Genomic DNA, 25815 nt, shown 5'->3' on the forward strand with positions numbered 1-25815 from the left:
GACAGGTCTCCTCAACGGGCGGTCGGCGCACGAAACGGCGCAGTGAGGGTGATGCTTCCACCGTGGCGCTCGTCGAACCCTCGGGCCGCGCGGAAAATCCGGCAAAGAGCGCACAAAGAGCGCCGCCCCGCCGGGCATTCCGGCGCTGCGCCAGAATGGCCGCCATGACGACCAATCACGATGACTCCCCCCTGGTGTCGGTGACCGGTTTGCGGGAGTCGCTCGACTCCGGCCGCCCGCCGGTCCTGCTCGATGTGCGCTGGCAGCTGGGCGGTCCGCCCGGCATCGAGGACTACACCGCCGGCCACCTGCCCGGCGCCCGCTTCGTCTCCCTCGACACCGACCTCGCCGCCCCGGCCGGCCCGCCCGGGCGCGGCGGACGCCACCCGCTGCCCGATCCGGAGGAGTTCGGCGCCGCGCTGCGCCGCCTCGGCGTCTCGGCCGACCGCCCGGTGGTGGTCTACGACGGCGCCACCTCGCTGGCCGCCGCCCGCGCCTGGTGGCTGCTGCGCTGGGCCGGGCACCCGGACGTCCGGGTGCTGGACGGCGGCTTCGCGGCCTGGCAGGCGGCCGGTCTGCCGGTCACCACCGAGGTGCCGCCCGCCGGGGACGGCGACTTCAAGCCGGTCCCGGGACAGCTGCCGGTGGTCGACGCCGACGGCGCCGCCGCCTGGGCCCGGGAGGCGCTGCTGCTGGACGCCCGGGCGGGGGAGCGCTACCGGGGCGAGACCGAGCCGATCGACCCGAGGGCCGGTCACATCCCCGGCGCGGTCTCCGCGCCGACCACCGAGAACGTCGGCCCGGACGGCCGCTTCCGCCCGGCCGCCGAACTCGCCGCCCGGTTCCGGGAGCTGGGCGCGGGGGAGCGGGGCACCGCCGTCTACTGCGGCTCCGGGGTGACGGCCGCGCACCAGATCCTGGCGCTCGCGGTGGCCGGCCTTCCGGCCACCCTCTACCCGGGCTCGTGGAGCGAGTGGTCCAGTGACGAGGCCCGCCCGGTCGCCGTCACCGACCAGCCCGGCTGAGCCGACGAACGCCGAAGGCGCGGACGACCGGGGTCGTCCGCGCCTTCGCGCCGCTCTGCTGTCCTGCGGCCCTGCTACTCCTGCTTCTTGCGCCGGCTGCCGAAGACGATCTCGTCCCAGCTCGGCACGGTGGCCCGGCGCCCGGGCCGCACGCCGTCGGCCTCGGCCTGGCGGTCGGTGGTGCCGACCAGTCGCTCCCGGTGCGGTGCCACCGCGCGGGGCATCAGGATGTCCGCGTACGCCGAGCCCGCACCGACCGCCGGGGCGGCGGCCGCGGGCTCCGCCTCCTCCTGGGCCACCTCGGCGGGCGCCGGCTCGACCGGCGGCGGCGCGCCGACCGCGAGGTCGCCGCGGAAGGCGGGCACCACGTCCAGCAGGCTGGTCAGCGAGTCCCTGGACTCGGCCGTCGCCTCCCGGGACTCCCGGACCTCGCGGGACGACATGATCCGGTCGGCCGAGGGCCGGTCGATCATCGGGCGCAGCGGCCGGTCGTGGGGGAGTCGGGCGATCCGCGGGATGAACGGGAAGACCGAATCCTCCTCGCGCTCGACCGATTCGCCGATCAGCGCGCGGGCCTCGTCGTCGTTGGGCTGCACCAGTCGCCGGGGCGGGTCGTACGTCCAGGCCGCGCTGCGGCCCTCGCCGTCGGCCCGGTAGGAGAGGATGACCTCCCAGGTGCCGTCGTCGCGCCGCCAGGAGTCCCAGCGCTCGGTCTCCTTCTCGGCGCCGCGCAGCGCGAGCCGCTCGGAGACCGCCTCGCCCAGCTGGGGGCCGGGGGCCTCGCCGTGCCGGCGGATCGCGGTCTTGCGGGCCCGCTCGGCCATGAAGGCGCGCTCGGCCAGCACCGGACCCTCGAAGCGGCGGACCCGGTCGACGGAGATACCGGCGGCCTGGGCGACCTCCTCGGCGGAGGCACCGGCTCGTATCCGCGCCTGGATGTCCCGGGGGCGGAGGTGGCTCTCGACCTCGATCTCGATCTGGCCGAGGCGCGGCCGGTCACCACGGATGGCGGCCCGCAGCCGCTCGTCGATGGGGAGGGTGTACTCGGTGCTGTCGGCAGCCTTGAGCACCAGCCGTGTGCCGTCGTTGCTGACGGCCACAACCCGCAGTTCGGGCACGCTTACCTCCCGGGTGGTGCCTGCCGACGTCACCTGCGTCGCTGCTCCCGTACTGAGTGTGGCCTGCCCACTCGCGACTGGCCACAACCTTGCTGAGTTCCCCGGCGTGTCGGGCTTACGCCCGGCCACACCGCTGTGGCACGGTTGCCTTTTTGCCACGTCATCCGTCGACGTCGCGCCTGGGTGCCCCGACCGTCCTCGCACGTGGAGTGACGCGACGATCCGGGACCGGTGTCGCCGTGCGCGCCTGCGCCACCACTCCTTGTCAAGCTGCCGGTTGATGGGCAGTCGACAAGTCGACCTGGGCTCAGGCTTTACGAACAGTACTCCATTCGTGGCATCCGAAGGGGCGGCTCGCCGCTCAAGTCTCCCGCGATTCACGGGAATCTCAAGAGCGCACGACCCCAATGGCCGAGGATCGACCGATGAACGGTGATCATCTTCACATATATCTCTCGCGAAGAACCGCATTTTCGACCCTTGTGTCCTTCTTTGGGCAGGATGGAGTGACTTGTTCGAAGGACAGTCGTACTGACGCGAGGGATGTCGATGCCGGAGCAGAAGCCCGAACGGGCCGGGGCGGAGGAAGGTCGCAGGCGAATTGATCTGAGTGGGACTCAGGTCGCCGCCAGTGCGCTGGCCACCGTGGTGGGGGCGGTGCTCGCGTCCGAACTCGGCGTGTACGGAACCATTCTCGGCGCGGCGGTGGTGAGTATCGGCGCGACCACCGGCGGGGCGCTGTTCCAGCACCTCTTCCGGCGCACCGGGGAGCAGCTGCGCGGCGCGGTCGACCGGGCCACCGGTCCGGGGCAGCTGGTGAACGGGCTGCGGCAGGCGCCGGAGCCGGGCGCGGCCGATCCGGCCCCGCCGCCCGGTTCGGCCGAGTGGAGCACGCCGAGGGTGGTCCGGGCGCGGCGCCGGTGGGGCTGGAAGACGTACGCGGCCGTCTCGGCCCTGGTGTTCACGGTCGCTATGGTGCCGATCCTCGCCTTCGAGCTCGCGACCGGCCGGCCGGTGTCGGCGACGGTCCAGGGCGAGTCGGGCACCGGCACCTCGCTGGGCGGCCGGGTCGACCGGAAGCCGCCGGGCGACGCGCCGCCCTCCGGGCCGGCCGCCGTGCCCTCGCCCCCGGCCGGCCGGGACGGCGGGGCCTCCGGTCGGCCGAGCCCCGGTGCCGGGCAGGGTTCGGCGGGGGAGGGGCCGTCCTCCGCCCCGACGGCCTCCCCGTCCTCCGGCGCCTCGGGCGGTTCCGGGGCGACGCCGTCCGCGCCGTCCTCCGGATCCCCCTCGGCCCGCCCCTCCGGCGAGCCGTCCGCGCCGGCCACGCCCCCGGCCCCGTCCGGCGGCGGGAACGCCTCCGCGAAGCCGTCCGGCGGCGCGACCCCGAAGCCCCCGGAGCCGACCACCGCCGTCGTCCCCCCGCCCGCACCGGACCCGGCGACGACGCCCCGGGCACCCCAGGTGCCGCAGGCGCCCGAGCCGTCGTGAGCGGGGCTAGGCCCCCAGCACCCGGCGCAGGTAGTCGTTGCCGAAGCGGCGGTCCGGATCGAGCTCGTCGCGCAGCGCGGTGAACTCCGCGAAGCGAGGGTAGACCCCGGCGAGGTACTCGGCGTCCCGGGTGTGCAGCTTGCCCCAGTGCGGCCGGCCGCCGTGCTCGGTCATCAGCCGCTCCACCGCCGTGAAGTACCCCTGCTCCGCGGTGCCCCGGTAGAGGTGGACGGCGATGTACGCGGTGTCCCGGCCGTGGGCGGTGGAGAGCCAGACCTCGTCGGCCGGGGCGAACCGCACCTCGACCGGGAAGCTGATCCTCCAGCGGGACCGCTCGACCGTGGCCCGCAGCTCGCGCAGCACCTCGCCCACCGAGGCGCGCGGCACCGCGTACTCCATCTCGACGAAGCGCACCTTGCGCGGGCTGGTGAAGACCCGGTGGGCGGTGTCGGTGTAGCTGCGGTCCGACCAGGCGCGGCTGGCCAGCGCGGCGATCGTCGGCACCGAGGCGGGGAAGCGGCGGCCGACCCGGCAGGCGCCCTCCCAGACGGTGTTGGAGAGGAAGTCGTCCTCCAGCCACTCCTTGAACCGGGGCAGCGGCGCGGCCGGTCCCTGGCTGCGGTTGTTGCGCTTGGTGGCGCAGCGGTCGGTGTGCGGGAACCAGTAGAACTCGAAGTGCTCGTTGACGGCGGTGAGGTCGTCCAGCCGGTGCAGCACCTCGTCGAAGCGCATCGGCTGCTCGTGCGCGGTGAGCAGGAAGGCCGGTTCGACGGCGAGGGTGAGCGCGGTGATCACGCCGAGTGCGCCGAGGCCGAGCCGGGCGGCCTCGAACAGCTCCGGGTGCTCGGTGGGGGAGCAGTGCCGGACGCTCCCGTCGGCGAGCACGATCTCCAGCCCGCGGATCTGGGCGGCCAGCGACCCGGAGTCCCGGCCGGTGCCGTGGGTGCCGGTGCTGGTGGCGCCGGCCACGGTCTGCACCTCGATGTCGCCCATGTTGGTGAGCGAGAGGCCCGCGGCGGCGAGCAGCCGGTTGAGCCGGTGCAGCGGGAGTCCGGCCTCGACGGTGACGGTGCCGTTCGCGTGGTCGATCCCGCGGACGGCGGTCAGCCCGTGCGGCCGGACCAGGACGCCGTTCCCGGCGGAGGCGATCGCGGTGAAGGAGTGGCCCGAACCGACCGCCTTGACGCTCTCGCCCCGGTCGGCGGCGCGCAGGATCTCCTTGGCCAGCTCCTCCGCACTGCCGGGGGTGACCACCCGGGCGGGCACGGTGCTCTGGTTGCCCGCCCAGTTGGTCCAGCGGGTCCGGGCAGCGGTACTGGCCTGGGGCATTGCGCGCCTCCTGCTCCGTGGCCGAACGGGTGTCGGCTCACCTCGTTCCCTACCCACGGGTAGGCCGCAGGTAGGGAGGAGGGTAAGGCAGGTCAGCGTCCGAGGTCCACGGTTTCGGCGGACGCGGGGCTGCCCGGCTCGGCGTCCAGCCCGGCCCGCAGCCGCTTGAGCCCGGCCGCCGCCGTCAGCACGCCGAACACCCCGGCGGTCAGCGGGACCCAGTAGCCGGCCGCCGCGCCCGCGCCGTCGACCGTCCAGCCGCCGACCGAGGAGCCGACCGCGACGCCGATCGCCAGTCCGGTGGTCGTCCAGGTCATGCCCTCGGTCAGCTTGGCGGCCGGGACCAGCCGCTCGACCAGGGCCATCGCGGTGATCAGGGTGGGGGAGATCGCGATGCCCGCGATCAGCAGCGCGCCGCCGACCGCGACCAGGCCGCCGATCCCGCTCACCGACTCGGCGACCAGCAGCAGCGGAACCATGCTGACCGCCATGAAGACCACCCCGCCGAAGAACCGGCTCGCCATCGACCCGCTGAGCTTCAGGGTGCCGAACACGAAGCCGGCCACGCAGGAGCCGAGCGCCCAGAGCGCCAGGATCACGCTGGAGATCGCCTTGTGGCCCTGGTCCTCGGCGTAGGCGACGGTCACCACCTCGACCGAGCCGAAGATCGCCCCGGTGGCGACGAAGGTCAGCACCAGGACGATCAGGCCGCCGTTCAGGATCGCGCTGCGGCCGGAATGGGCGTGCGCGGGGTGCAGCGGCGGCTCGGTCCGCCGCTGGGCGGTGAACAGGGTGATGCCGACGGCGAGGAAGACCCCGGCGAGCAGGACGCCCGCCTCGGGGAAGACGGCGGTGGCCAGTCCGATCGACAGGATCGGGCCGACGATGAAGCAGACCTCGTCGACCACCGCCTCGAAGGAGTAGGCGGTGTGCAGCTTGGGCGCCTCGTCCCGGTAGAGGTGCGCCCAGCGCGCGCGGACCATGGCGCCGGTGCTGGGCATCCCGCCCATGCCGATCGCGAAGAGGAACAGCGTCCAGGTCGGCGCCGAGAAGTGGGCGCAGAGCAGCAGTCCGGTCGCGGCGGCGATCGTGATGACGGTCGCCGGCACGGCGACCCGGCGCTGCCCGTGCCGGTCGACCAGCCAGGAGACCATCGGCCCCAGGACCGCCGCCGAGACCGCCAGCGTTGCCGACACCAGGCCCGCGATGCCGTAGGAGCCTCTCAGCTGGGAGAGCATCGTGACGATGCCGATGCCGGTCATCGAGATCGGCAACCTGGCTATGAAGCCGCTGGACGAGAAGGCCAGAGTGCCGGGGGCGGCGAATATCTGGCGGTAGCTGGACAGCACGGTAGCTCCGCAAATCGGGGGGTAAGGGACGAGGCTGGCAAACACAGCTTACGAACCTTGGCAATCGGTATTTTCCGGACACCGGGCGCCGTCCCGGCATCGGCCCCCCGGCCCACAGTGGCAGGATCGGTCCCATGTCCGACGCGCGCAACACCTCCCTCACCGGCGCCGCCCCGTACGACGCCCTGCTGCTGCTCTCCTTCGGCGGGCCGGAGGCCCCCGAGGACGTCGTGCCGTTCCTGGAGAACGTCACCCGCGGTCGGGGGATCCCCAAGGAACGGCTCCGGGAGGTGGGCAAGCACTACTTCCTGTTCGGCGGTGTCAGCCCGATCAACGAGCAGAACCGCGAACTGCTGGCCGCGCTGCGCAAGGACTTCGCCGAGCACGGGCTCGACCTGCCGGTGTACTGGGGCAACCGGAACTGGGCGCCCTACCTGGTCGACACCCTGCGCGAGCTGGCCGCCGACGGGCACCGCCGGATCGCCGTCCTCGCTACCAGCGCCTACGCCGGCTACTCCGGCTGCCGCCAGTACCGGGAGAACCTCGCCGACGCGCTGGCGACCCTGGCCGCCGAGGGCCTGCCGGAGCTCCGGGTCGACAAGCTGCGGCACTTCTACAACCACCCCGGCTTCGTCGAGCCGATGACCGAGGCCACCCTGGCCGCCCTGGACCGGCTGCCCGAGGAGGCCAGGGCCGGCGCCCGGCTGGCGTTCACCACCCACTCGATCCCGGACACCATGGCCGAGACCTCCGGAGCCCCGGACGACCCGGCCCGGGGCCGCCCCGGCGGCGCCTACGTCGCCCAGCACCTGGACGTGGCCCGGCTGGTCGCCGCCGCCGTCGCCGAACGCACCGGTGTCGCGGACCGCCCCTGGGAGCTGGTCTTCCAGAGCCGCAGCGGCGCCCCGCACATCCCGTGGCTGGAGCCCGACATCTGCGACCACCTGGAGACGCAGCACGCCGACGGCGCCCCGGCCGTGGTGATGGTCCCGATCGGCTTCGTCTCCGACCACATGGAGGTCAAGTACGACCTCGACACCGAGGCGACGGCCAGGGCCGCCGAGCTGGGCCTGCCGGTCGCCCGGGCCGCCACCGTCGGGGCCGACCCCCGGTTCACCGCCGCCGTCCGCGAGCTCGTCCTGGAGCGGGCCGCCGCCGAGCGCGGCGAGCCGGTGTCACGCTGCGCCCTGGGCGCGCTCGGCCCCAGCCACGACGTCTGCGCGGTGGCCTGCTGCCCCAACCCGCGCGCACCCCGCCCGGCCGTCGCCGAGCACTGACCGTCGCCGGGCACCGACCGTTGCCGAACACTGACCGCCGTCGAGTACCGACGACCGCCGAGCACCGACCGCCCCGCCTCCCGGAGGAGAAGCCCGTGTCCAGCCCCGCCGTGCCCGACCCCGCCCTGCTCGACGAGCTGCTCGACGTCGCCCTGGACGCCGCCCGCCGGGCCGGGGCGCTGCTGCTCGACGGCCGGCCCGCCGACCTCGGTGTGGCCGGCACCAAGAGCAGCCCGGTCGACGTGGTGACCGAGATGGACCTGGCCTCGGAGAAGCTCGTCCTGGAACTGGTCGCGGCCCGCCGGCCCGAGGACGGCTACCTCGGCGAGGAGGGCGCCGAGCGGCCCGGCACCAGCGGTGTGCGCTGGGTCGTCGACCCGCTCGACGGCACGGTCAACTACTTGTACGGGCTGCCGTCCTGGGCGGTCAGCGTGGCCGCCGAGCTGGACGGGCGCGCGGTGGTCGGGGTGGTGTATGCCCCGGCCCGCGGCGAGCTGTTCCACGCCGTGATCGGCCGCGGGGCGTACCGGGACGGGCAGCCGCTCTCCGCCCGGCCGGCGCCGCCGTGGGGCCAGGCGCTGATCGGCACCGGCTTCGCCTACGTCCGGGAGGTGCGGGTGCGGCAGGCGGAGGTGGTGCTCGCCCTGATGCCCGAGGTGCGCGACATCCGCCGGGCCGGCGCCGCGGCCGTGGACCTCTGCGACGTCGCGGCGGGCCGGCTGGACGGCTACTACGAGCGCGGCCTGGCCCCCTGGGACCGGGCGGCGGGCTGCCTGATCGCGGCCGAGGCCGGCGCCCTGGTCGGCGGCCGCCCCGGGCACGGCCCGGACGGCGAGCTGACCGTGGCCGCCGCGCCCGGGGTGTACGAGCCGCTCCAGGAGCGGCTGGCCGCCCTGCGGGCCTGGGCGGACCGGGCGGCGCCCACCGGGTGACGCCGACCGGGACCCCGCCGGGCCGCCCTCCCCGGGCGGACCCGGCGGGGGACGCCCGGGCAGCGAAGAGCCCTGACATACGGGGGATGCCAGGGCCTGGGTTTTCGCACGGCCCCCGTAGGGCCGCTGGTGCCGGAGGTCCGGCGACGGGTCGGGCGGTCGGGGGATCAGGCGGCGGTGCGGTGGCGCTCCAGCACCGTGTCCACGCCGTGCTCGGCGGCGAGACGGCGCAGATCGTCCAGCTCGGACTGTTCCACCTCGGCGAGGAACTCGTCCCCGGCCTCGATCGCGCGGTGCAGGTCCTGCTCGGCGTTGGCGATGCGCTGCAGGATTCCGGCGGTGAAGGCGTCCATACGGGCCCCCTTACTGTGTCGGACGTGCACGGTCGTGCGCCCCCTGCCCCAGGTGTGCGGTAGCCAGCGGAAGCGTCCGATCCGGCTCGGTGAAGATGTCCGGTCGGGCGCGGAGACGGCCCTCGGCCGCTCCCGTGACGCCCCGAGCCCCAGGGCCGGCGCGGATGAACGCACGGCGGGTGGGTGCGATCGGCTCAGAAACCGGATCGCGGGTGTGCAGCTGTCCTCCCCGCCCCGGGGGTCGGGAAACCTCCTGCCGCGAGAAAGTTGCCCGCGTCACAGTCCAACCGGACTGTTCCCGCCACGAACCCCGGTGCGAATCCGGGTGCGGACCCCGCCGCGGACCCCGTCGGCGGACCCCGCCGCGTGCCCGGCGCCACCCGCGGGCGGACCTGCCTCCGGGGCAGCTTATCGCTGCTTTACCGCAGGACCAGGCAGGATGGAGGCACCGTCGGAGCCGTGCGTCCGCCTCCGGGGCCGGCCTGGAGAAGGGACAACGACCGTGCGGGTTCTCGTCGTCGAGGACGAGCAGCTGCTCGCCGAGGCAGTCGCCACGGGTCTGCGCCGCGAGGCGATGGCCGTCGACGTGGTGTACGACGGGGAGGCCGCGCTCCAGCGCATCGCGGTCAACGACTACGACGTGGTCGTCCTCGACCGCGACCTGCCCCTGGTCCACGGCGACGATGTCTGCCGCAGCGTGGTCGAGCAGGGCCTCGCCACCCGGGTGATCATGCTGACCGCCTCCGGCGACATCAGCGACCGGGTCGAGGGTCTGGAGATCGGGGCGGACGACTACCTTCCGAAGCCGTTCGCCTTCAGCGAACTCGTCGCCCGGGTCCGCGCCCTGGGCCGCCGTGCCACCGTCCCGCTGCCCCCGATCCTGGAACGGGCCGGCATCTCGGTCGACCCGGGCCGCCGCGAGGTCATCCGGGACGGCCGCCCGGTCCAGCTCGCCCCCAAGGAATTCGCCGTCCTGGAGGTGCTGATGCGGGCCGGCGGAGCCGTCGTCTCCGCCGAGCAGCTGCTGGAGAAGGCCTGGGACGAGCACACCGACCCGTTCACCAACGTCGTGCGGGTCACCGTGATGACCCTGCGCCGCAAGCTCGGCGACCCGCCGGTGATCGTCACCGTGCCCGGTTCCGGCTACCGGATCTGACCGGACCCGCCCCCACCCCGCGCCCGCCCCGGCGGACGCCCCGAGAGGACCATCATGACCACCCCGCCCTCGGCCGGCGGGCCCTCCGGCGCGCCCTCCGGCGGGCGCGCCGTGCCCGGCCGGACCGTCCCGCCCAGGCCGCCCCACCCGCCGCGCGCCCCCCGGCTGCACCAGGGCGAGAGCTACGTGCCCGGTGACGGCATGCTCGCCTGGCTGCCCTTCCGCCCGACCATCCGGATCCGGCTCACCCTGCTCTACGGCGGGATGTTCCTGATGGCCGGAGTGGTGCTGCTGCTGCTGATGTACGTCTTCGTACGGCAGGCCATGCAGGACGTCCGGCCGCTGACCCTGGACTTCGGACCGGGCGGCGTCCGGGTGAACGGCACCTGGATGAGCACCGAGGGGTTCAACCAGTACCTGGCCAACAGCCACACGGACAAGGCCAACGCCGCACTCAACATGCTGCTGCGCAAGACCCTCACCATGCTGGTCTGCCTGGCCGCGATCGCCTTCGCGGCCGGCTACGCGATGGCCGGCCGGGTGCTGCGCCCGCTCGGCCGGATCACCCGCACCGCCCGCGAGGTCGCCTCCTCCGACCTGCACCGGCGGATCGAGCTGGACGGCCCGGACGACGAGCTCAAGGAGCTCGCGGACACCTTCGACGACATGCTGGAGCGGCTGGACCGGTCCTTCGACTCCCAGCGCCGCTTCGTCGCCAACGCCTCGCACGAGCTGCGCACCCCGCTGGCGATCAACCGCACCCTGCTGGAGGTCCAGCTCTCCGACCCGGCCGCCTCGGCCGACCTCCAGCAGCTCGGCAAGACCCTGCTGGCCACCAACGAGCGCAGCGAGCAACTGGTCGAGGGCCTGCTGCTGCTCGCCCGCAGCGACAACGAGCTGACCGACCGCCGCCCGGTGGAGCTGTCCGAGGCCGCCACCCGGGCACTGGAGCAGACCAGGGCCGAGGCCGTGAAGCGCGAGGTCGACCTGCGCGCCACGCTGCACCCGGCGATGGTCGCCGGCAACGGCATCCTGCTGGAGCGGATCGCGCTCAACCTGCTCCAGAACGCCGTCCGCTACAACTCCCCGGACGGCTGGGTCGAGATCACCACCGCCCCGGTCCCCGGCGGCGGCGAGCTGGTGGTCTCCAACACCGGTCCGGTGGTGCCCGGCTACGAGCTGGAGCACATCTTCGAGCCGTTCCGCCGGGTCAAGGGCGCCGACCGCACCCGCAGCGACAAGGGGGTCGGCCTCGGCCTCTCGATCGTCCGCTCGGTGGTCCGGGCGCACAACGGCACCATCGAGGCGACCCCGCGCGCCGGCGGCGGTCTCACCATGCGCGTGCGCATCCCCGGTATCTAGCGAGCGCCCCCGGAACCCCTCCCGCACTCGGGCACGCCGGGCGGCTCCCGGAGCCGTCACGACCCCCTCACGGCCCTTCTCGGGGCCCTCCGCCGCCCGGGGCGGGCGACCTCCGTGCGCCGACCGTTCCCAGCCGCCCCCGCCAGGCCTGTCAAGACGACATAAGCCCTGGCGGGGGCGGCTTGTCTTTTCCGGTCCGGGCAACTTACGGTGTCGTAACCTACGCAACCGTAAGTGTGGTTGCCCCAGTACTCCGGTGTGCCCGTCCAACGCGCTCCTCCGGCGCGTGACCTCCCCCAGGAGCCAGACCCGTGACCATCGCCCCCGTGCAGCGCAGTACCTCGCTCGGTTCGAGCGCCTGGACCGACGCGCGACTGATCCTGGCCCTCGAAGAGGTCGTCGAGAAGGAGCTCGACCGCCACCTCAAGGTCGCCAAGGAGTGGATGCCGCACGAGTTCGTGCCCTGGAGCCGCGGGCGCGACTTCCCCGGCGTGCTGGGCGGCGAGGCCTGGGAGCCCGGCGACTCCAAGGTGACCCCGCTCGGCCGGGTCTCGCTGGTGGTCAACCTGCTCACCGAGGACAACCTCCCGAGCTACCACCACGAGATCGCGACCATGTTCGGCCGCGAGGGCGCCTGGGGCACCTGGGTCCACCGCTGGACGGCGGAGGAGGGGCGGCACGGAATAGCGATTCGCGACTACCTGCTCACCACCCGGGCCGTCGACCCGGACGAGCTGGAGCGGGCGCGGATGTCCCACATGTCGGAGGGCTTCGTCTCCGACAACGCGCACAGCATGCTGCAGTCGGTCGCCTACGTGGCCTTCCAGGAGCTCGCCACCCGCATCTCGCACCGCAACACCGGCCACTACGCCGGCTGCCCGCTGGCGGACCAGCTGCTCGCGAAGATCGCCAACGACGAGAACCTGCACATGGTCTTCTACCGGAACCTGCTGAAGGCCGCCCTGGAGATCGCCCCCGACCAGGCCATGCGCGCCATCGCCGACGTGGTGACCGACTTCCGGATGCCCGGCCACGGCATCCCCGGCTTCGAGCGGGCCGCCGCCCAGATCGCCCTCGGCGGCGTCTACAACCTCCGCATCCACCTCGACGACGTGCTGCAGCCCGTGCTGCGCCACCTCAAGGTGATGGAGATCGGTGGCCTCGGCCCCGAGGGCCTGCGGGCCCAGGAGGAGCTCGGCGTCTTCCTCGACGGACTGGACGCCCAGGCGACCAAGTTCGACGAGCGGCAGGCGGCCCGGCTGGCGCGCGTCGCGGCCCGGAAGCAGTAGGCGCGGCGGACGCCCCTGCGGACGACCCTCCGGACGCCTCTCCGGGCGTCGCCGCAGACGTACTGGCTTGGGCGGATTTTCAATGTTTTGCCCGGCCCGGGAGCGAACGTGACCAAGCTCACACCACGTCGCTCCGAAGGGTCGGACAACCCCGGAGAGTGATCATCGCTCCGACCGTCCCGATCGCCGTCCGTGAGCGGAACGGCGATCGGAGGCGGGGCGAAGGATTGGCTCCCCGCCCTGGTGGGCAAGGGAATTGGCGGGCGCGCGGGGGGCCTTCGCTCACGGAGCGTGTCCGCCGGGCGCCCGCCGACGCGTTCCGCCGATGGCCCTGGGTGAGGCTCCGGGCGCCCAAGTGGATCATCCCGGCGGACCCCCGGCTGAGTGTCGATTGAGTAACAGGGCTTGAAGTAAGGCAAAATCTCCGCCTCGGGTCGGGCACAAGACCGACCCCCCATGCGTTACGTGCGCTGGAGATACCGCACACACCGCACAACCCGGAGGGGGAGAGCGAAATATGGCTACCGACTACGACACCCCACGCAAGACCGACGATGAGCTCAACGAGGACAGCATCGAGGAGCTCAAGGCCCGCAGGAACGACAAGGGCGGCAACGCGGTCGACGTCGACGAGTTCGAGGCGGCCGAGGGCATGGAGCTCCCCGGCGCGGACCTCTCGAACGAGGAACTCTCCGTCCGGGTGCTGCCGCGGCAGGCCGACGAGTTCACCTGCATGAGCTGCTTCCTGGTCCACCACCGCAGCCAGCTGTACAGCGAGAAGAACGGCAACCCGATCTGCCGGGACTGCGGCGCCTGAGGACCAGGGCGTCATGACTCGGGCCTCGCGGTGTCCGCGAGACCGGTGCGACGCCCCTTCCGGCCCCGGGCAGCGGGGCCGGACGGCAGCTCCGGCGTCCGTCCCGACGGACGCACCAGTCATCCGGACGGATGGAAACGCGTCTCCCGGAGACGCCGAGGGACGGTACCGCGAGGCGGTACCGTCCCTTTCCGTCTGTCCCGGCCCGGGTTCCGTCCGGTCCGGCCCGGGCGTTTCCCCGCGGGCCCCGCTCAGGCGCGGGCGTTCCGGCGGGCCTCGTCCAGGGCCTCGGCGAGCTTCATCGGCGAGCGGGTGGAGAGGTAGAGGTAGGGCGTCGGGTCGGCCGGATCGCTGACCTCGACCCGGAGCGCGGTCGGCACGTAGCTGCGCAGCAGCATGAAGGCCCGCGGATCGGCCTTGGGGCCGCGCCAGGCGGCGGCCTCCGTCGGACCGAGCGCGTGGGCGGCGCCGAGGGCGTCCACCGGGATCCGGGCCGGGCCGGCCACCAGGGAGCCCTGGACCACCCGGATCCGGGCGGAGCCGTAACTGCTGATCGCGGCGGCGCCGGCGGCGATGCCGACCACCAGCCCGACCAGGGCGCCCACCGCGCTGATCCGCAGCAGGATCAGGGCGAGCGTGAGGCCGATCAGGACCGGGAACAGCCACCAGGAGCGCGGCGCGGTGAGGCGTTCGTCGTACATGCCCCCCATTGTGGGCGTCGATACACCGGGCCCCGGACGCAACCCCCGCCCCCGGCACGGCTACCGGTCGGTAGGGTGGGGCGCCGTGACCGGTTCGACTGCCCCCACCGCGCCCCTGACCCCCGCCGCCCCCAGCGAGTCCGCGGCCCCGGCCCACCCGGTGTCGCCCGCGACGCCCCCGCCGGAGGCCGTCCTCCCGCAGCGCGCGCCCGAGGCCCCGGCCCCCGGCACCCGCCTCGGCTCCCACTACGAGCACTGCTTCGGCTGCGGCCCGCAGCACCCCGGCGGACTGCGGATCGACGCGGTCGCCGGGACGGGCCTCGACGTCACCGCCGAGTTCACCGTCCGCCCGGAGCACCAGGGCGGCCCCGGGCTGGCCCACGGCGGCCTGCTGACCACGGCCATGGACGAGACCCTCGGCACGCTCAACTGGCTGCTGCACGTCCCCGCCGTCACCGGCCGGCTGGAGACCGACTTCCTGTCCCCGGTGCCGGTCGGCTCCACGCTGCACCTGCGGGCCTGGATAACCGGTGCGCACGGCCGGAAGATCTACAGCGCCGCCGAGGCGCGGATCGGCGGCCCCGACGGCCCCGTCGCCGTGCGCGCACGGGCACTCTTCATCCAGGTGAAGCTGGAACACTTCACCAAGCACGGTCGTCCCGAGGACATCGAGAAGGTCCTCGACGACCCCGACCTGATGCAGCGCGCCCGAACCTTTGAGGTGAACCCTTGAGCACCACCCCCCGCGAGCCCCTCGACGTCCTGATCCGCCGGCTCGACCCCGAGCTGCCGCTGCCCGAGTACGCGCAGCCCGGCGACGCCGGCGCCGACCTGCGGACCACCGTGGACGCGGAGTTGGCCCCCGGCGAGCGGGCGGTGCTGCCCACCGGCATCGCCATCGCGTTGCCCGACGGCTACGCCGCGTTCGTCCACCCCCGGTCCGGACTGGCAGCTCGTTGCGGCGTTGCTCTGGTGAACGCCCCAGGGACGGTCGATGCCGGGTACCGTGGAGAGATCAAGGTGATCGTCGTCAATCTGGACCCGCGCGAGGCCGTCAGCTTCCGTCGAGGGGACCGGATCGCCCAGCTGGTCGTCCAGCAGGTCGAGAAGGCCCGCTTCCACGAAGTGGCCGAGCTCCCGGGGTCGGCACGGGCCGAGGGCGGGTTCGGGTCGACCGGTGGCCACGCAGCGGTCTAGGCTGCCCGCGGCCTCGCAGGAAGCCGAGCAGGTATTCGCATCGGTCTTGGACCGGGAAGGACAGTGACCGTGTTCCGTCGTCGCCAGAAGAGCGAGGACGCTGTCGAGCAGCTCGCCGACGACGCCATCAGCGCCGACGAGACGGCCGATGACGTCGAAGGTTCCGCCGAGAGCGAGAACGTGACCGAGCTGGACCCGACGGACCGGGTCGGCCTGCCGCCGGCCCCGCGTCCGGACGGTCCGTGGGACCACTCCGAGCTGGAGAACCCGGAGGAGGGCCGCGTCGACCTCGGCGGCCTGCTGGTCCCCGGTGTCGAGGGCATGGAGCTCCGGGTAGAGGTGGCCGGCGACGCGATCGTGGCCGCGACCCTGGTCCTCGGCAGCAGCGCCATCCAGCTTCAGGCCTTCGCGGCCCCCAAGTCGGAGGGCATCTGGGGCGAGGTCCGCGAGGAGATCGCCAACGGCATCACCTCGCAGGGCGGCATCGTCGAGGAGGAGGAGGGCCCGCTGGGCTGGCACCTCCGCGCCCAGGTCCCGGTGCAGCTGCCGGACGGCACGCAGGGCGTGCAGCTGGTGCGCTTCGTCGGCTGCGACGGTCCGCGCTGGTTCCTGCGCGGTGTCATCTCCGGCCAGGCCGCGGTCCAGCCCGAGATGGGCGGGATCCTGGAGCAGGTCTTCCGGCAGACGGTCGTCGTCCGCGGCGAGACCCCGATGGCGCCCCGCGACCCGATCGTGCTGAAGCTCCCCGAGGACGCGCAGATGGTCGCCGACGGCGGCGGCGCCGTCGCTGCCACCGGTGAGGGCGAGAACCGCTTCGGCGGCAACTCGATCGACCCGTTCGCCCGCGGCCCGGAGATCACCGAGGTCCGCTGAGCACAGCGCCCCAGCACGCCGATCGCCCCCGCCCGGACCACCGGGCGGGGGCGATTTGCTTCTGACGCTCCCGTCCCCGTACAGTTCCGGAGTCGCCGCGAGAGAGCGGGGACAAGCGGAAAGCGAAGTCGGCTGAATGAAACTCCGGAAAACGGAGCGGAAAACATCTGATAAGCTTGAAACACGAAAGAACGAAGCGCCCGGAGGGCCGGTGTGAAAGCCGCCTGAAGGAAGTGTCCGTTCCTTGAGAACTCAACAGCGTGCCAAAAGTCAACGCCAGATATGTTGACATCCCCGGCCTCAGGGTTTCCTGGGGTTGGAGATTCCTTTTGAAGTAAAACACTAGCGAGGACGCAGTGCGCGGGACCCCATATTCCGGTGGTTGCCGTGCCGCTCGACGCGAGTGCTGACCGGCCCCTTCTAATCATTGGGCCGAGTAAACATTCACGGAGAGTTTGATCCTGGCTCAGGACGAACGCTGGCGGCGTGCTTAACACATGCAAGTCGAACGGTGAAGCCCTTCGGGGTGGATCAGTGGCGAACGGGTGAGTAACACGTGGGCAATCTGCCCTGCACTCTGGGACAAGCCCTGGAAACGGGGTCTAATACCGGATATGACCTGGGACCGCATGGTCCCGGGTGTAAAGCTCCGGCGGTGCAGGATGAGCCCGCGGCCTATCAGCTTGTTGGTGGGGTAATGGCCTACCAAGGCGACGACGGGTAGCCGGCCTGAGAGGGCGACCGGCCACACTGGGACTGAGACACGGCCCAGACTCCTACGGGAGGCAGCAGTGGGGAATATTGCACAATGGGCGAAAGCCTGATGCAGCGACGCCGCGTGAGGGATGACGGCCTTCGGGTTGTAAACCTCTTTCAGCAGGGAAGAAGCGCAAGTGACGGTACCTGCAGAAGAAGCACCGGCTAACTACGTGCCAGCAGCCGCGGTAATACGTAGGGTGCGAGCGTTGTCCGGAATTATTGGGCGTAAAGAGCTCGTAGGCGGCCTGTCGCGTCGGATGTGAAAGCCCGGGGCTCAACCCCGGGTCTGCATTCGATACGGGCAGGCTAGAGTGTGGTAGGGGAGATCGGAATTCCTGGTGTAGCGGTGAAATGCGCAGATATCAGGAGGAACACCGGTGGCGAAGGCGGATCTCTGGGCCATTACTGACGCTGAGGAGCGAAAGCGTGGGGAGCGAACAGGATTAGATACCCTGGTAGTCCACGCCGTAAACGTTGGGAACTAGGTGTTGGCGACATTCCACGTCGTCGGTGCCGCAGCTAACGCATTAAGTTCCCCGCCTGGGGAGTACGGCCGCAAGGCTAAAACTCAAAGGAATTGACGGGGGCCCGCACAAGCAGCGGAGCATGTGGCTTAATTCGACGCAACGCGAAGAACCTTACCAAGGCTTGACATATACCGGAAACGGCCAGAGATGGTCGCCCCCTTGTGGTCGGTATACAGGTGGTGCATGGTTGTCGTCAGCTCGTGTCGTGAGATGTTGGGTTAAGTCCCGCAACGAGCGCAACCCTTGTTCTGTGTTGCCAGCATGCCTTTCGGGGTGATGGGGACTCACAGGAGACTGCCGGGGTCAACTCGGAGGAAGGTGGGGACGACGTCAAATCATCATGCCCCTTATGTCTTGGGCTGCACACGTGCTACAATGGTCGGTACAAAGGGCTGCGATGCCGCGAGGCGGAGCGAATCCCAAAAAGCCGGCCTCAGTTCGGATTGGGGTCTGCAACTCGACCCCATGAAGTTGGAGTTGCTAGTAATCGCAGATCAGCATGCTGCGGTGAATACGTTCCCGGGCCTTGTACACACCGCCCGTCACGTCACGAAAGTCGGTAACACCCGAAGCCGGTGGCCTAACCCGTAAGGGGAGGAGCCGTCGAAGGTGGGACCAGCGATTGGGACGAAGTCGTAACAAGGTAGCCGTACCGGAAGGTGCGGCTGGATCACCTCCTTTCTAAGGAGCAATGTGCCGCTTGCAGGCGAATGTCCTGCACGGTTGCTCATGGGTGGAACGTTGACTATTCGGCACACTTGGTTGGCATCCGTCAGTACTGCTTCGGCGTGGAAAACGGATTGTTGATGGGGTGTGTCGGGCACGTTGTTGGGTCCTGAGGGAACGGCCGTATGGTCTGTTGCTTCAGTGATGCCGGTCTCATGCGAGGCGAGTTTTCGGACTTGTCGAGTGTGGGTGTCTGGTCGTTGTTTGAGAACTGCACAGTGGACGCGAGCATCTGTGGCCAAGTTTTTAAGGGCGCACGGTGGATGCCTTGGCACCAGGAACCGATGAAGGACGTGGGAGGCCACGATAGTCCCCGGGGAGCCGTCAACCAGGCTTTGATCCGGGGGTTTCCGAATGGGGAAACCCGGCAGTCGTCATGGGCTGTCACCCATACCTGAACACATAGGGTATGTGGAGGGAACGCGGGGAAGTGAAACATCTCAGTACCCGCAGGAAGAGAAAACAACCGTGATTCCGGGAGTAGTGGCGAGCGAAACCGGATGAGGCTAAACCATGAGCGTGTGAGACCCGGCAGGGGTTGCGCTGATGGGGTCGTGGGATTTTTCTTGACCGGTCTGCCGGCCGGTCGGCGAGTCAGAAACCGTACAGGTAGTCGAAGGACATGCGAAAGGTCCGGCGTAGAGGGTAAGACCCCCGTAGACGAAATCTGTACGGCTCGTTTGAAGAACTCCCAAGTAGCACGGGGCCCGAGAAATCCCGTGTGAATCTGGCGGGACCACCCGCTAAGCCTAAATATTCCCTGGTGACCGATAGCGGATAGTACCGTGAGGGAATGGTGAAAAGTACCGCGGGAGCGGAGTGAAATAGTACCTGAAACCGTGTGCCTACAAGCCGTGGGAGCGTCGGACATGCAGCTTGCTGTGTGTCTCGTGACTGCGTGCCTTTTGAAGAATGAGCCTGCGAGTTTGCGGTGTGTAGCGAGGTTAACCCGTGTGGGGTAGCCGTAGCGAAAGCGAGTCCGAACAGGGCGATACAGTTGCATGCCCAAGACCCGAAGCGGAGTGATCTAGCCATGGGCAGGTTGAAGCGGAGGTAAGACTTCGTGGAGGACCGAACCCACCAGGGTTGAAAACCTGGGGGATGACCTGTGGTTAGGGGTGAAAGGCCAATCAAACTCCGTGATAGCTGGTTCTCCCCGAAATGCATTTAGGTGCAGCGTCACGTGTTTCTTGCCGGAGGTAGAGCACTGGATAGGCGATGGGCCTCACCGGGTTACTGACCTTAGCCAAACTCCGAATGCCGGTAAGTGAGAGCGTGGCAGTGAGACTGTGGGGGATAAGCTCCATGGTCGAGAGGGAAACAGCCCAGAACACCGACTAAGGTCCCTAAGCGTGTGCTAAGTGGGAAAGGATGTGGAGTCGCAGAGACAACCAGGAGGTTGGCTTAGAAGCAGCCACCCTTGAAAGAGTGCGTAATAGCTCACTGGTCAAGTGATTCCGCGCCGACAATGTAGCGGGGCTCAAGCACATCACCGAAGTCGTGTCATTGCAGCATATAGGGCCAACGCCTGCTGTGATGGGTAGGGGAGCGTCGTGTGCCGGGTGAAGCGGCGGTGGAAACCAGTCGTGGACGGTACACGAGTGAGAATGCAGGCATGAGTAGCGATACAAGAGTGGGAAACTCTTGCGCCGATTGACCAAGGGTTCCTGGGTCAAGCTGATCTGCCCAGGGTAAGTCGGGACCTAAGGCGAGGCCGACAGGCGTAGTCGATGGACAACGGGTTGATATTCCCGTACCCGCTTTGAAGCGCCAACGCTGAACCAGGTGATGCTAAAGCCGTGAAGCCGGCCCGGAGTCTTCGGACGAAGGGACGTGGTGGAGCCGCTGGACCAAGTCTGTACTAGGTGAGCGATGGGGTGACGCAGGAAGGTAGTCCAGCCCGGGCGGTGGTTGTCCCGGGGTAAGGGTGTAGGCCGAGTGATAGGCAAATCCGTCACTCATCAAGGCTGAGACCTGATGCCGAGCCGATTGTGGTGAAGTGGATGATCCTATGCTGTCGAGAAAAGCCTCTAGCGAGTTTCATGGCGGCCCGTACCCCAAACCGACTCAGGTGGTCAGGTAGAGAATACCGAGGCGTTCGGGTGAACTATGGTTAAGGAACTCGGCAAAATGCCCCCGTAACTTCGGGAGAAGGGGGGCCATTCCTGGTGACGGCACTTGCTGCCAGAGCTGGGGGTGGCCGCAGAGACCAGCGAGAAGCGACTGTTTACTAAAAACACAGGTCCGTGCGAAGCCGTAAGGCGATGTATACGGACTGACGCCTGCCCGGTGCTGGAACGTTAAGGGGACCGGTTAGCTCTGATTCGTCGGGGCGAAGCTGAGAACTTAAGCGCCAGTAAACGGCGGTGGTAACTATAACCATCCTAAGGTAGCGAAATTCCTTGTCGGGTAAGTTCCGACCTGCACGAATGGCGTAACGACTTCTCGACTGTCTCAACCATAGGCCCGGTGAAATTGCATTACGAGTAAAGATGCTCGTTTCGCGCAGCAGGACGGAAAGACCCCGGGACCTTTACTATAGCTTGATATTGGTGTTCGGTTCGGCTTGTGTAGGATAGGTGGGAGACTTTGAAGCCGTGACGCCAGTCATGGTGGAGTCGTCGTTGAAATACCACTCTGGTCGTGCTGGATGTCTAACCTGGGTCCGTGATCCGGATCAGGGACAGTGTCTGGTGGGTAGTTTAACTGGGGCGGTTGCCTCCTAAAGAGTAACGGAGGCGCCCAAAGGTTCCCTCAGCCTGGTTGGCAATCAGGTGTTGAGTGTAAGTGCACAAGGGAGCTTGACTGTGAGACTGACGGGTCGAGCAGGGACGAAAGTCGGGACTAGTGATCCGGCGGTGGCTTGTGGAAGCGCCGTCGCTCAACGGATAAAAGGTACCCCGGGGATAACAGGCTGATCTTCCCCAAGAGTCCATATCGACGGGATGGTTTGGCACCTCGATGTCGGCTCGTCGCATCCTGGGGCTGGAGTAGGTCCCAAGGGTTGGGCTGTTCGCCCATTAAAGCGGTACGCGAGCTGGGTTTAGAACGTCGTGAGACAGTTCGGTCCCTATCCGCTGTGCGCGTAGGAGTGTTGAGAAGGGCTGTCCCTAGTACGAGAGGACCGGGACGGACGAACCTCTGGTGTGCCAGTTGTCCTGCCAAGGGCATGGCTGGTTGGCTACGTTCGGGAGGGATAACCGCTGAAAGCATCTAAGCGGGAAGCCTGCTTCGAGATGAGCACTCCCACCTCCTTGAGAGGGTAAGGCTCCCAGTAGACGACTGGGTTGATAGGCCGGATATGGAAGCCCTGTGAGGGGTGGAGTTGACCGGTACTAATAGGCCGAGGGCTTGTCCTCAGTTGCTCGCGTCCACTGTGTTGTTCTGAAACAACGACCCCCACACGTCTGGTCACGGTGTGGGTGCGGTTGACAGTTTCATAGTGTTTCGGTGGTCATAGCGTGAGGGAAACGCCCGGTTACATTCCGAACCCGGAAGCTAAGCCTCACAGCGCCGATGGTACTGCAGGGGGGACCCTGTGGGAGAGTAGGACGCCGCCGAACAATCATTGTGAAGAACCCCCGTCGGGTAACCGACGGGGGTTCTTTGCGTTCTGCCCGATTTCCGGCAGGGCGCGATTTCCGTCAGAGCGCGAGCTTGAATCCCAGGTGGGAGGGGACGAAACCGAGGCGCTCGTAGAAGCGGTGCGCGTCGGTGCGGGTGATGTCGGAGGTCAGCTGGACGAGCTGGGCGTCGAGTTCGCGGGAGCGCTCGATCGCCCACTGGATCAGCTCGGTGCCCAGGCCGCTGCCGCGTTCGTCGCCGTGTACGCGCACTCCCTCGATGACGGTCCGGGTGGCGCCCTTCCGGGAGAGGCCGGGGACGAGGGTCAGTTGCAGGGTGCCGACCGTCCGCCCCGCGCGCTCGGCGACGACGAGGTGCTGGTGCGGGTCGGCGTCGATGCGGTCGAACGCGGTGCGGTAGGGGGTGAGATCGTCGGGGCTCTCGCGGGTCGCGCCCAGGGGGTCGTCGGCGAGCATCGCGACAATGGCCGGCAGGTCGTCGCCGGTCGCCCGGCGGATCGTCAGATCGTTCATGGTCACACCCTAGAAGGGCGGTTGGCGTCATCAGCCGGGCGGGGCGCTGGTGATGACGGCGAAGGCCGCGCCGTGCGGGTCGACGAGTCGGGCCAGGCGGCCGACGCCGTGCACGTCCTCGGCGGGGAGCCGGACGGTGGCGCCGAGCCGTTCGGCGGTGACGAGGGTGGCGTCGACGTCGGGCACCTCGAAGGAGGGGAGCCAGTGCGAGGAGATGCCGGCGGCGGTGTCCTCGGGCGGGATCGGGCAGATCCCGCCGTGCGCGTCCGCCGTCCCGCCTCCCGGCGGGGTGAGCACCGTGTAGAGGTCGAGGCCGAGCGGGACGTCCTGCTCCTGCCAGCCGAACACCGCGCGGTAGAAGGTCTTGGCGGCCTCGGCGTCGATGCTGAAGCACTCCGTCCAGCAGAGGCTGCCGGGTTCGGTGACGGTGTCCAGGCCGCGGACGTCGTGCGGTTGCCAGACCGCGAAGTCGGCCCCGGTCGGGTCGGTGCAGCCGGTGGTGCGGCCGCTGGTGAGGACGTCGAAGGGGCCGAAGCGGACTGCCCCGCCGGCCGCGCGGACCAGGGCCGCGGTGCGGTCGGAGTCGAGGGCGCGGAAGTGCACGGTCCAGGCGGCGCGGTCGCCGGCGGACGTGACGGGGCCGAGCGCGGCGACCGTGCGGCCGTCCTGGCGGAAGAGGCTGTGTCGGGCGGCACCGGGGCCGCTGGCGGAGGTCCAGCCGAACAGCCCGCCGTAGAAGGCGGCCGAGGTCGAGGTGTCCGGGCTCGCGAGGTCGAGCCAGTTGGGGGCACCCGGCCGGAAGGCGGTGGTGAGCACGGTGTTCCGCTCCTTCTCCGTAGGACCTGGTCCCTCCCCGCTGACCCCTCTCTGCTGGCCCCAGCCTGGCACTGCCGCCCGGGATGTCGCACCCGGACGGTACGGTGCGTAGCGGAAGTCGTTCCGCACGGTGACAGGAGGCCCGGTGGCCAGGCAGACAGCGGCGCGCACCGGAACCGGCACCGGCACCGACCAGGCGGTGCCGCGCCAGCTGGCCCAGGTCGAGGGTGTGCTGGAGCGGATCACCTACGCCAACGAGGAGACCGGCTACACCGTCGCGCGGGTCGACACCGGGCGGGGCGGCAACGATCTGCTGACGGTGGTCGGCGCGCTGCTGGGGGCGCAGCCGGGGGAGTCGCTGCGGCTGCACGGGCGGTGGGGGTCGCACCCGCAGTACGGGCGGCAGTTCGTGGTGGAGAACTACACGACGGTGCTGCCGGCCACGATCCAGGGCATCCAGCGCTATCTGGGGTCGGGGCTGATCAAGGGGATCGGCCCGCGGTTCGCCGAGCGGATCGTGGAGCGGTTCGGGGTGGACACCCTGGAGGTGATCGAGCACGAGCCGGCCCGGCTGATCGAGGTGCCGGGGCTCGGGCCGAAACGGACGAAGAAGATCGCGGCCGCGTGGGAGGAGCAGAAGGCCATCAAGGAGGTGATGGTCTTCCTGCAGGGGGTCGGGGTCTCGACCTCGCTGGCTGTGCGGATCTACAAACAGTACGAGGACGCCTCGATCGGGGTGGTGAAGAACGAGCCGTACCGGCTGGCCTCGGACGTCTGGGGCATCGGCTTCCTCACCGCGGACCGGATCGCGCAGGCCGTGGGCATCCCGCACGACAGCCCGGAGCGGGTGAAGGCGGGCCTCCAGTACGCGCTGTCCCAGAGCAGCGACCAGGGGCACTGCTACCTGCCGGAGGAGCGGCTGATCGCCGACGGGGTGAAGCTGCTCCAGGTGGACGTGGGGCTGGTGATCGACTGCCTGGCGGAGCTGGTGGCCGCCGAGGGGGTGGTGCGGGAGCAGGTGCCGGGGGCGGCGGGGGAGCCGATCACGGCGGTGTACCTGGTGCCGTTCCACCGGGCGGAGATCTCCCTGGCCAATCAGTTGCTGCGGCTGCTGCGGGCGGACACCGACCGGATGCCGTGGTTCGGGGACGTGGACTGGCCGGCGGCGCTCGGCTGGTTGGCGCGGAAGACAGGGGCGGAGCTGGCGCCGGAGCAGGAGCAGTCGGTACGGCTGGCCCTGACCGAGCGGGTCGCGGTGCTGACCGGCGGTCCCGGTTGCGGCAAGTCGTTCACGGTGAAGTCGATCGTGACCCTGGCGCTGGCGAAGCGGGCCAAGGTGGTGCTGGCGGCGCCGACCGGGCGGGCGGCGAAGCGGCTGGCGGAGCTGACCGGGGTGGAGGCCTCGACGGTGCACCGGCTGCTGGAGCTGCGGCCGGGCGGGGACGCCGCGTACGACCGGGACCGGCCGCTGGACGCGGACCTGGTGGTGGTCGACGAGGCGTCGATGCTGGATCTGATCCTGGCGAACAAGCTGGTCAAGGCGGTGGCGCCGGGCGCGCACCTGCTGTTCGTGGGGGATGTGGACCAGTTGCCCTCGGTGGGTGCGGGGGAGGTGCTGCGGGACCTGCTGGCGGAGGGCGGGCCGATTCCCTCGGTGCGGCTGACCAGGATCTTCCGGCAGGCGCAGCAGTCGGGGGTGGTGACCAACGCGCACCGGATCAACGAGGGGCTGCCGCCGCAGACCGAGGGGCTGCCGGACTTCTTCCTGTTCGCGGAGGACGACGCGGAGCTGGCGGCGGGTCTGACGGTGGACGTGGTGGCCCGGCGGATCCCGCAGAAGTTCGGCTACGACGCCCGGCGGGACGTCCAGGTGCTGGCGCCGATGCACCGGGGCCCGGCGGGCGCGGGGAACCTCAACACGCTGCTCCAGGCGGCGGTGACGCCGGCCCGGGAGGGGCTGGCGGAGCGGCGGTTCGGCGGGCGGACGTTCCGGGTGGGGGACAAGGTCACGCAGATCCGCAACAACTACGACAAGGGGCGGAACGGGGTCTTCAACGGCACAGTGGGAGTGGTGACGGCCCTCAGCGCCGACGACCAGCGGCTGACGGTGCTGACGGACGAGGACGAGGAGGTGCCGTACGACTTCGACGAGTTGGACGAGCTCGCGCACGCCTACGCGGTGACCATCCACCGGTCGCAGGGCAGCGAGTACCCGGTGGTGGTGATTCCGGTCACCATGTCCGCGTGGACGATGCTTCAGCGAAATCTGCTCTACACGGCGGTGACCAGGGCCCGGAAACTGGTTGTGCTGGTGGGGTCACGGAAAGCGATCGCCCAGGCGGTTCGGAGTGTCAGTGCAGGTCGGAGGCATGCCGCGCTCGACCACCGGTTGGCGTCTGGATGATCCTCCAAGGGATGCTTGCCTCTATTGTTCTCTTGACGTGAAGAGATTTACGGCAGAGCCTGGTGGGGTGCCGATCTTGTCCGGTTCGTACCGGCTGCGGTGGCAGGTTTTGTAGGGGCGGGCCCTTTCGGGTCACCCCGGGTGCGCGGCTGTCCGCCGGATGGGGGATGGTAGAGACAGTCAGGGCACCTTGGAAGAGGATTCATTTCGTCGGTGAGGA

The 25815-nt window shown here is 69.9% G+C and carries 19 protein-coding genes and 3 rRNA genes; 15 read left to right on the forward strand and 7 right to left on the reverse strand.

Translation table 11 applies throughout. The features are described from left to right. The first annotated feature begins 164 nt into the window (after window positions 1-164). Window positions 165-1025, forward strand: coding sequence for a sulfurtransferase (locus OG715_RS29005; RefSeq protein WP_266274325.1), 861 nt, complete (start codon window positions 165-167; stop codon window positions 1023-1025). Window positions 1026-1099: 74 nt separating this feature from the next. Here the strand turns inward: OG715_RS29005 and sepH are convergent, their stop codons facing one another. After that, entirely contained in the window at window positions 1100-2176 is a 1077-nt protein-coding gene (gene sepH / locus OG715_RS29010; protein ID WP_266274324.1) for a septation protein SepH, read from the reverse strand. Between the two features lie 516 nt (window positions 2177-2692). Between sepH and OG715_RS29015 the strand changes: the two genes are divergently transcribed. After that, a complete protein-coding gene (locus OG715_RS29015) occupies window positions 2693-3631 on the forward strand; it encodes a hypothetical protein (protein WP_266274323.1) in 939 nt (312 codons plus the stop codon). 6 nt (window positions 3632-3637) lie between these two features. Here the strand turns inward: OG715_RS29015 and OG715_RS29020 are convergent, their stop codons facing one another. Together OG715_RS29020 and OG715_RS29025 are read right to left on the reverse strand one after the other, a co-directional pair. Next, window positions 3638-4960 carry a D-arabinono-1,4-lactone oxidase gene (locus OG715_RS29020; RefSeq protein ID WP_266274322.1) on the reverse strand — a complete coding sequence of 441 codons (1323 nt, stop codon included), beginning with the start codon at window positions 4958-4960 and terminating at the stop codon, window positions 3638-3640. 92 nt (window positions 4961-5052) lie between these two features. Next, window positions 5053-6309: an MFS transporter gene (locus OG715_RS29025; protein ID WP_266274320.1), complete on the reverse strand. Its 1257-nt coding sequence runs from the start codon at window positions 6307-6309 to the stop codon at window positions 5053-5055. Window positions 6310-6443: 134 nt separating this feature from the next. On the opposite strand from OG715_RS29025, the gene OG715_RS29030 reads away from it, so the two are divergent. Both OG715_RS29030 and OG715_RS29035 read left to right on the forward strand, forming a co-directional pair. Next, window positions 6444-7586: a ferrochelatase gene (locus OG715_RS29030; protein ID WP_266274319.1), complete on the forward strand. Its 1143-nt coding sequence runs from the start codon at window positions 6444-6446 to the stop codon at window positions 7584-7586. 110 nt (window positions 7587-7696) lie between these two features. After that, the gene (locus OG715_RS29035; protein WP_266274704.1) at window positions 7697-8518 is read left to right on the forward strand and encodes an inositol monophosphatase family protein; all 822 of its coding nucleotides are present in this window, start codon (window positions 7697-7699) and stop codon (window positions 8516-8518) included. A gap of 167 nt (window positions 8519-8685) precedes the next feature. On the opposite strand, the gene OG715_RS29040 is transcribed toward OG715_RS29035, so the two are convergent. After that, a complete protein-coding gene (locus OG715_RS29040) occupies window positions 8686-8871 on the reverse strand; it encodes a hypothetical protein (RefSeq protein WP_030301315.1) in 186 nt (61 codons plus the stop codon). 502 nt (window positions 8872-9373) lie between these two features. Between OG715_RS29040 and OG715_RS29045 the strand changes: the two genes are divergently transcribed. The 4 genes from OG715_RS29045 to OG715_RS29060 all read left to right on the forward strand — a co-directional run bounded on the left by OG715_RS29045 (window position 9374) and on the right by OG715_RS29060 (window position 13495). Continuing rightward, window positions 9374-10027 carry a response regulator transcription factor gene (locus OG715_RS29045; RefSeq protein ID WP_030396557.1) on the forward strand — a complete coding sequence of 218 codons (654 nt, stop codon included), beginning with the start codon at window positions 9374-9376 and terminating at the stop codon, window positions 10025-10027. A 54-nt stretch (window positions 10028-10081) separates the two neighbouring features. Beyond that, entirely contained in the window at window positions 10082-11389 is a 1308-nt protein-coding gene (locus OG715_RS29050) for a sensor histidine kinase (protein WP_380518398.1), read from the forward strand. 311 nt (window positions 11390-11700) lie between these two features. After that, window positions 11701-12678 (forward strand): acyl-ACP desaturase, encoded by a 978-nt coding sequence (locus OG715_RS29055; RefSeq protein ID WP_266274318.1) that lies wholly within the window; start codon window positions 11701-11703, stop codon window positions 12676-12678. A 517-nt stretch (window positions 12679-13195) separates the two neighbouring features. Continuing rightward, on the forward strand, window positions 13196-13495 hold the full coding sequence (locus tag OG715_RS29060) for a DUF4193 domain-containing protein (RefSeq protein ID WP_030396554.1): 300 nt from the start codon (window positions 13196-13198) through the stop codon (window positions 13493-13495). A gap of 251 nt (window positions 13496-13746) precedes the next feature. Here the strand turns inward: OG715_RS29060 and OG715_RS29065 are convergent, their stop codons facing one another. Continuing rightward, complete coding sequence (locus tag OG715_RS29065; RefSeq protein WP_407661032.1) at window positions 13747-14196, reverse strand: DUF3093 domain-containing protein; 450 nt, start codon at window positions 14194-14196, stop codon at window positions 13747-13749. 160 nt (window positions 14197-14356) lie between these two features. On the opposite strand from OG715_RS29065, the gene OG715_RS29070 reads away from it, so the two are divergent. From OG715_RS29070 to rrf, 6 genes are all read left to right on the forward strand, one after another. Then, entirely contained in the window at window positions 14357-14929 is a 573-nt protein-coding gene (locus tag OG715_RS29070) for a PaaI family thioesterase (protein ID WP_266274700.1), read from the forward strand. Then, complete coding sequence (dut, locus tag OG715_RS29075; RefSeq protein WP_093860213.1) at window positions 14926-15393, forward strand: dUTP diphosphatase; 468 nt, start codon at window positions 14926-14928, stop codon at window positions 15391-15393. The genes OG715_RS29070 and dut overlap by 4 nt, the downstream gene beginning before the upstream one ends. Before the next feature lie 69 nt (window positions 15394-15462). Further along, window positions 15463-16266: a DUF3710 domain-containing protein gene (locus OG715_RS29080; RefSeq protein ID WP_266274316.1), complete on the forward strand. Its 804-nt coding sequence runs from the start codon at window positions 15463-15465 to the stop codon at window positions 16264-16266. Between the two features lie 443 nt (window positions 16267-16709). Then, window positions 16710-18233: ribosomal RNA gene (locus OG715_RS29085) — 16S ribosomal RNA — on the forward strand. Between the two features lie 281 nt (window positions 18234-18514). Then, window positions 18515-21637: ribosomal RNA gene (locus OG715_RS29090) — 23S ribosomal RNA — on the forward strand. A gap of 87 nt (window positions 21638-21724) precedes the next feature. Beyond that, window positions 21725-21841 (forward strand): 5S ribosomal RNA (gene rrf, locus OG715_RS29095). The 16S, 23S and 5S rRNA genes sit together here, the layout of an rRNA operon. 81 nt (window positions 21842-21922) lie before the next feature. On the opposite strand, the gene OG715_RS29100 is transcribed toward rrf, so the two are convergent. Together OG715_RS29100 and OG715_RS29105 are read right to left on the reverse strand one after the other, a co-directional pair. Then, window positions 21923-22375, reverse strand: a complete 453-nt coding sequence (locus tag OG715_RS29100) for a GNAT family N-acetyltransferase (RefSeq protein WP_266274315.1) — start codon at window positions 22373-22375, stop codon at window positions 21923-21925. A 30-nt stretch (window positions 22376-22405) separates the two neighbouring features. Continuing rightward, window positions 22406-23191, reverse strand: a complete 786-nt coding sequence (locus OG715_RS29105) for a VOC family protein (RefSeq protein WP_266274314.1) — start codon at window positions 23189-23191, stop codon at window positions 22406-22408. Between the two features lie 199 nt (window positions 23192-23390). On the opposite strand from OG715_RS29105, the gene recD2 reads away from it, so the two are divergent. After that, window positions 23391-25595, forward strand: coding sequence for an SF1B family DNA helicase RecD2 (gene recD2 / locus OG715_RS29110; protein ID WP_266274698.1), 2205 nt, complete (start codon window positions 23391-23393; stop codon window positions 25593-25595). Window positions 25596-25815 lie beyond the last annotated feature (220 nt).

Source organism: Kitasatospora purpeofusca (assembly GCF_036010405.1).
Taxonomy (GTDB): domain Bacteria; phylum Actinomycetota; class Actinomycetes; order Streptomycetales; family Streptomycetaceae; genus Kitasatospora; species Kitasatospora purpeofusca.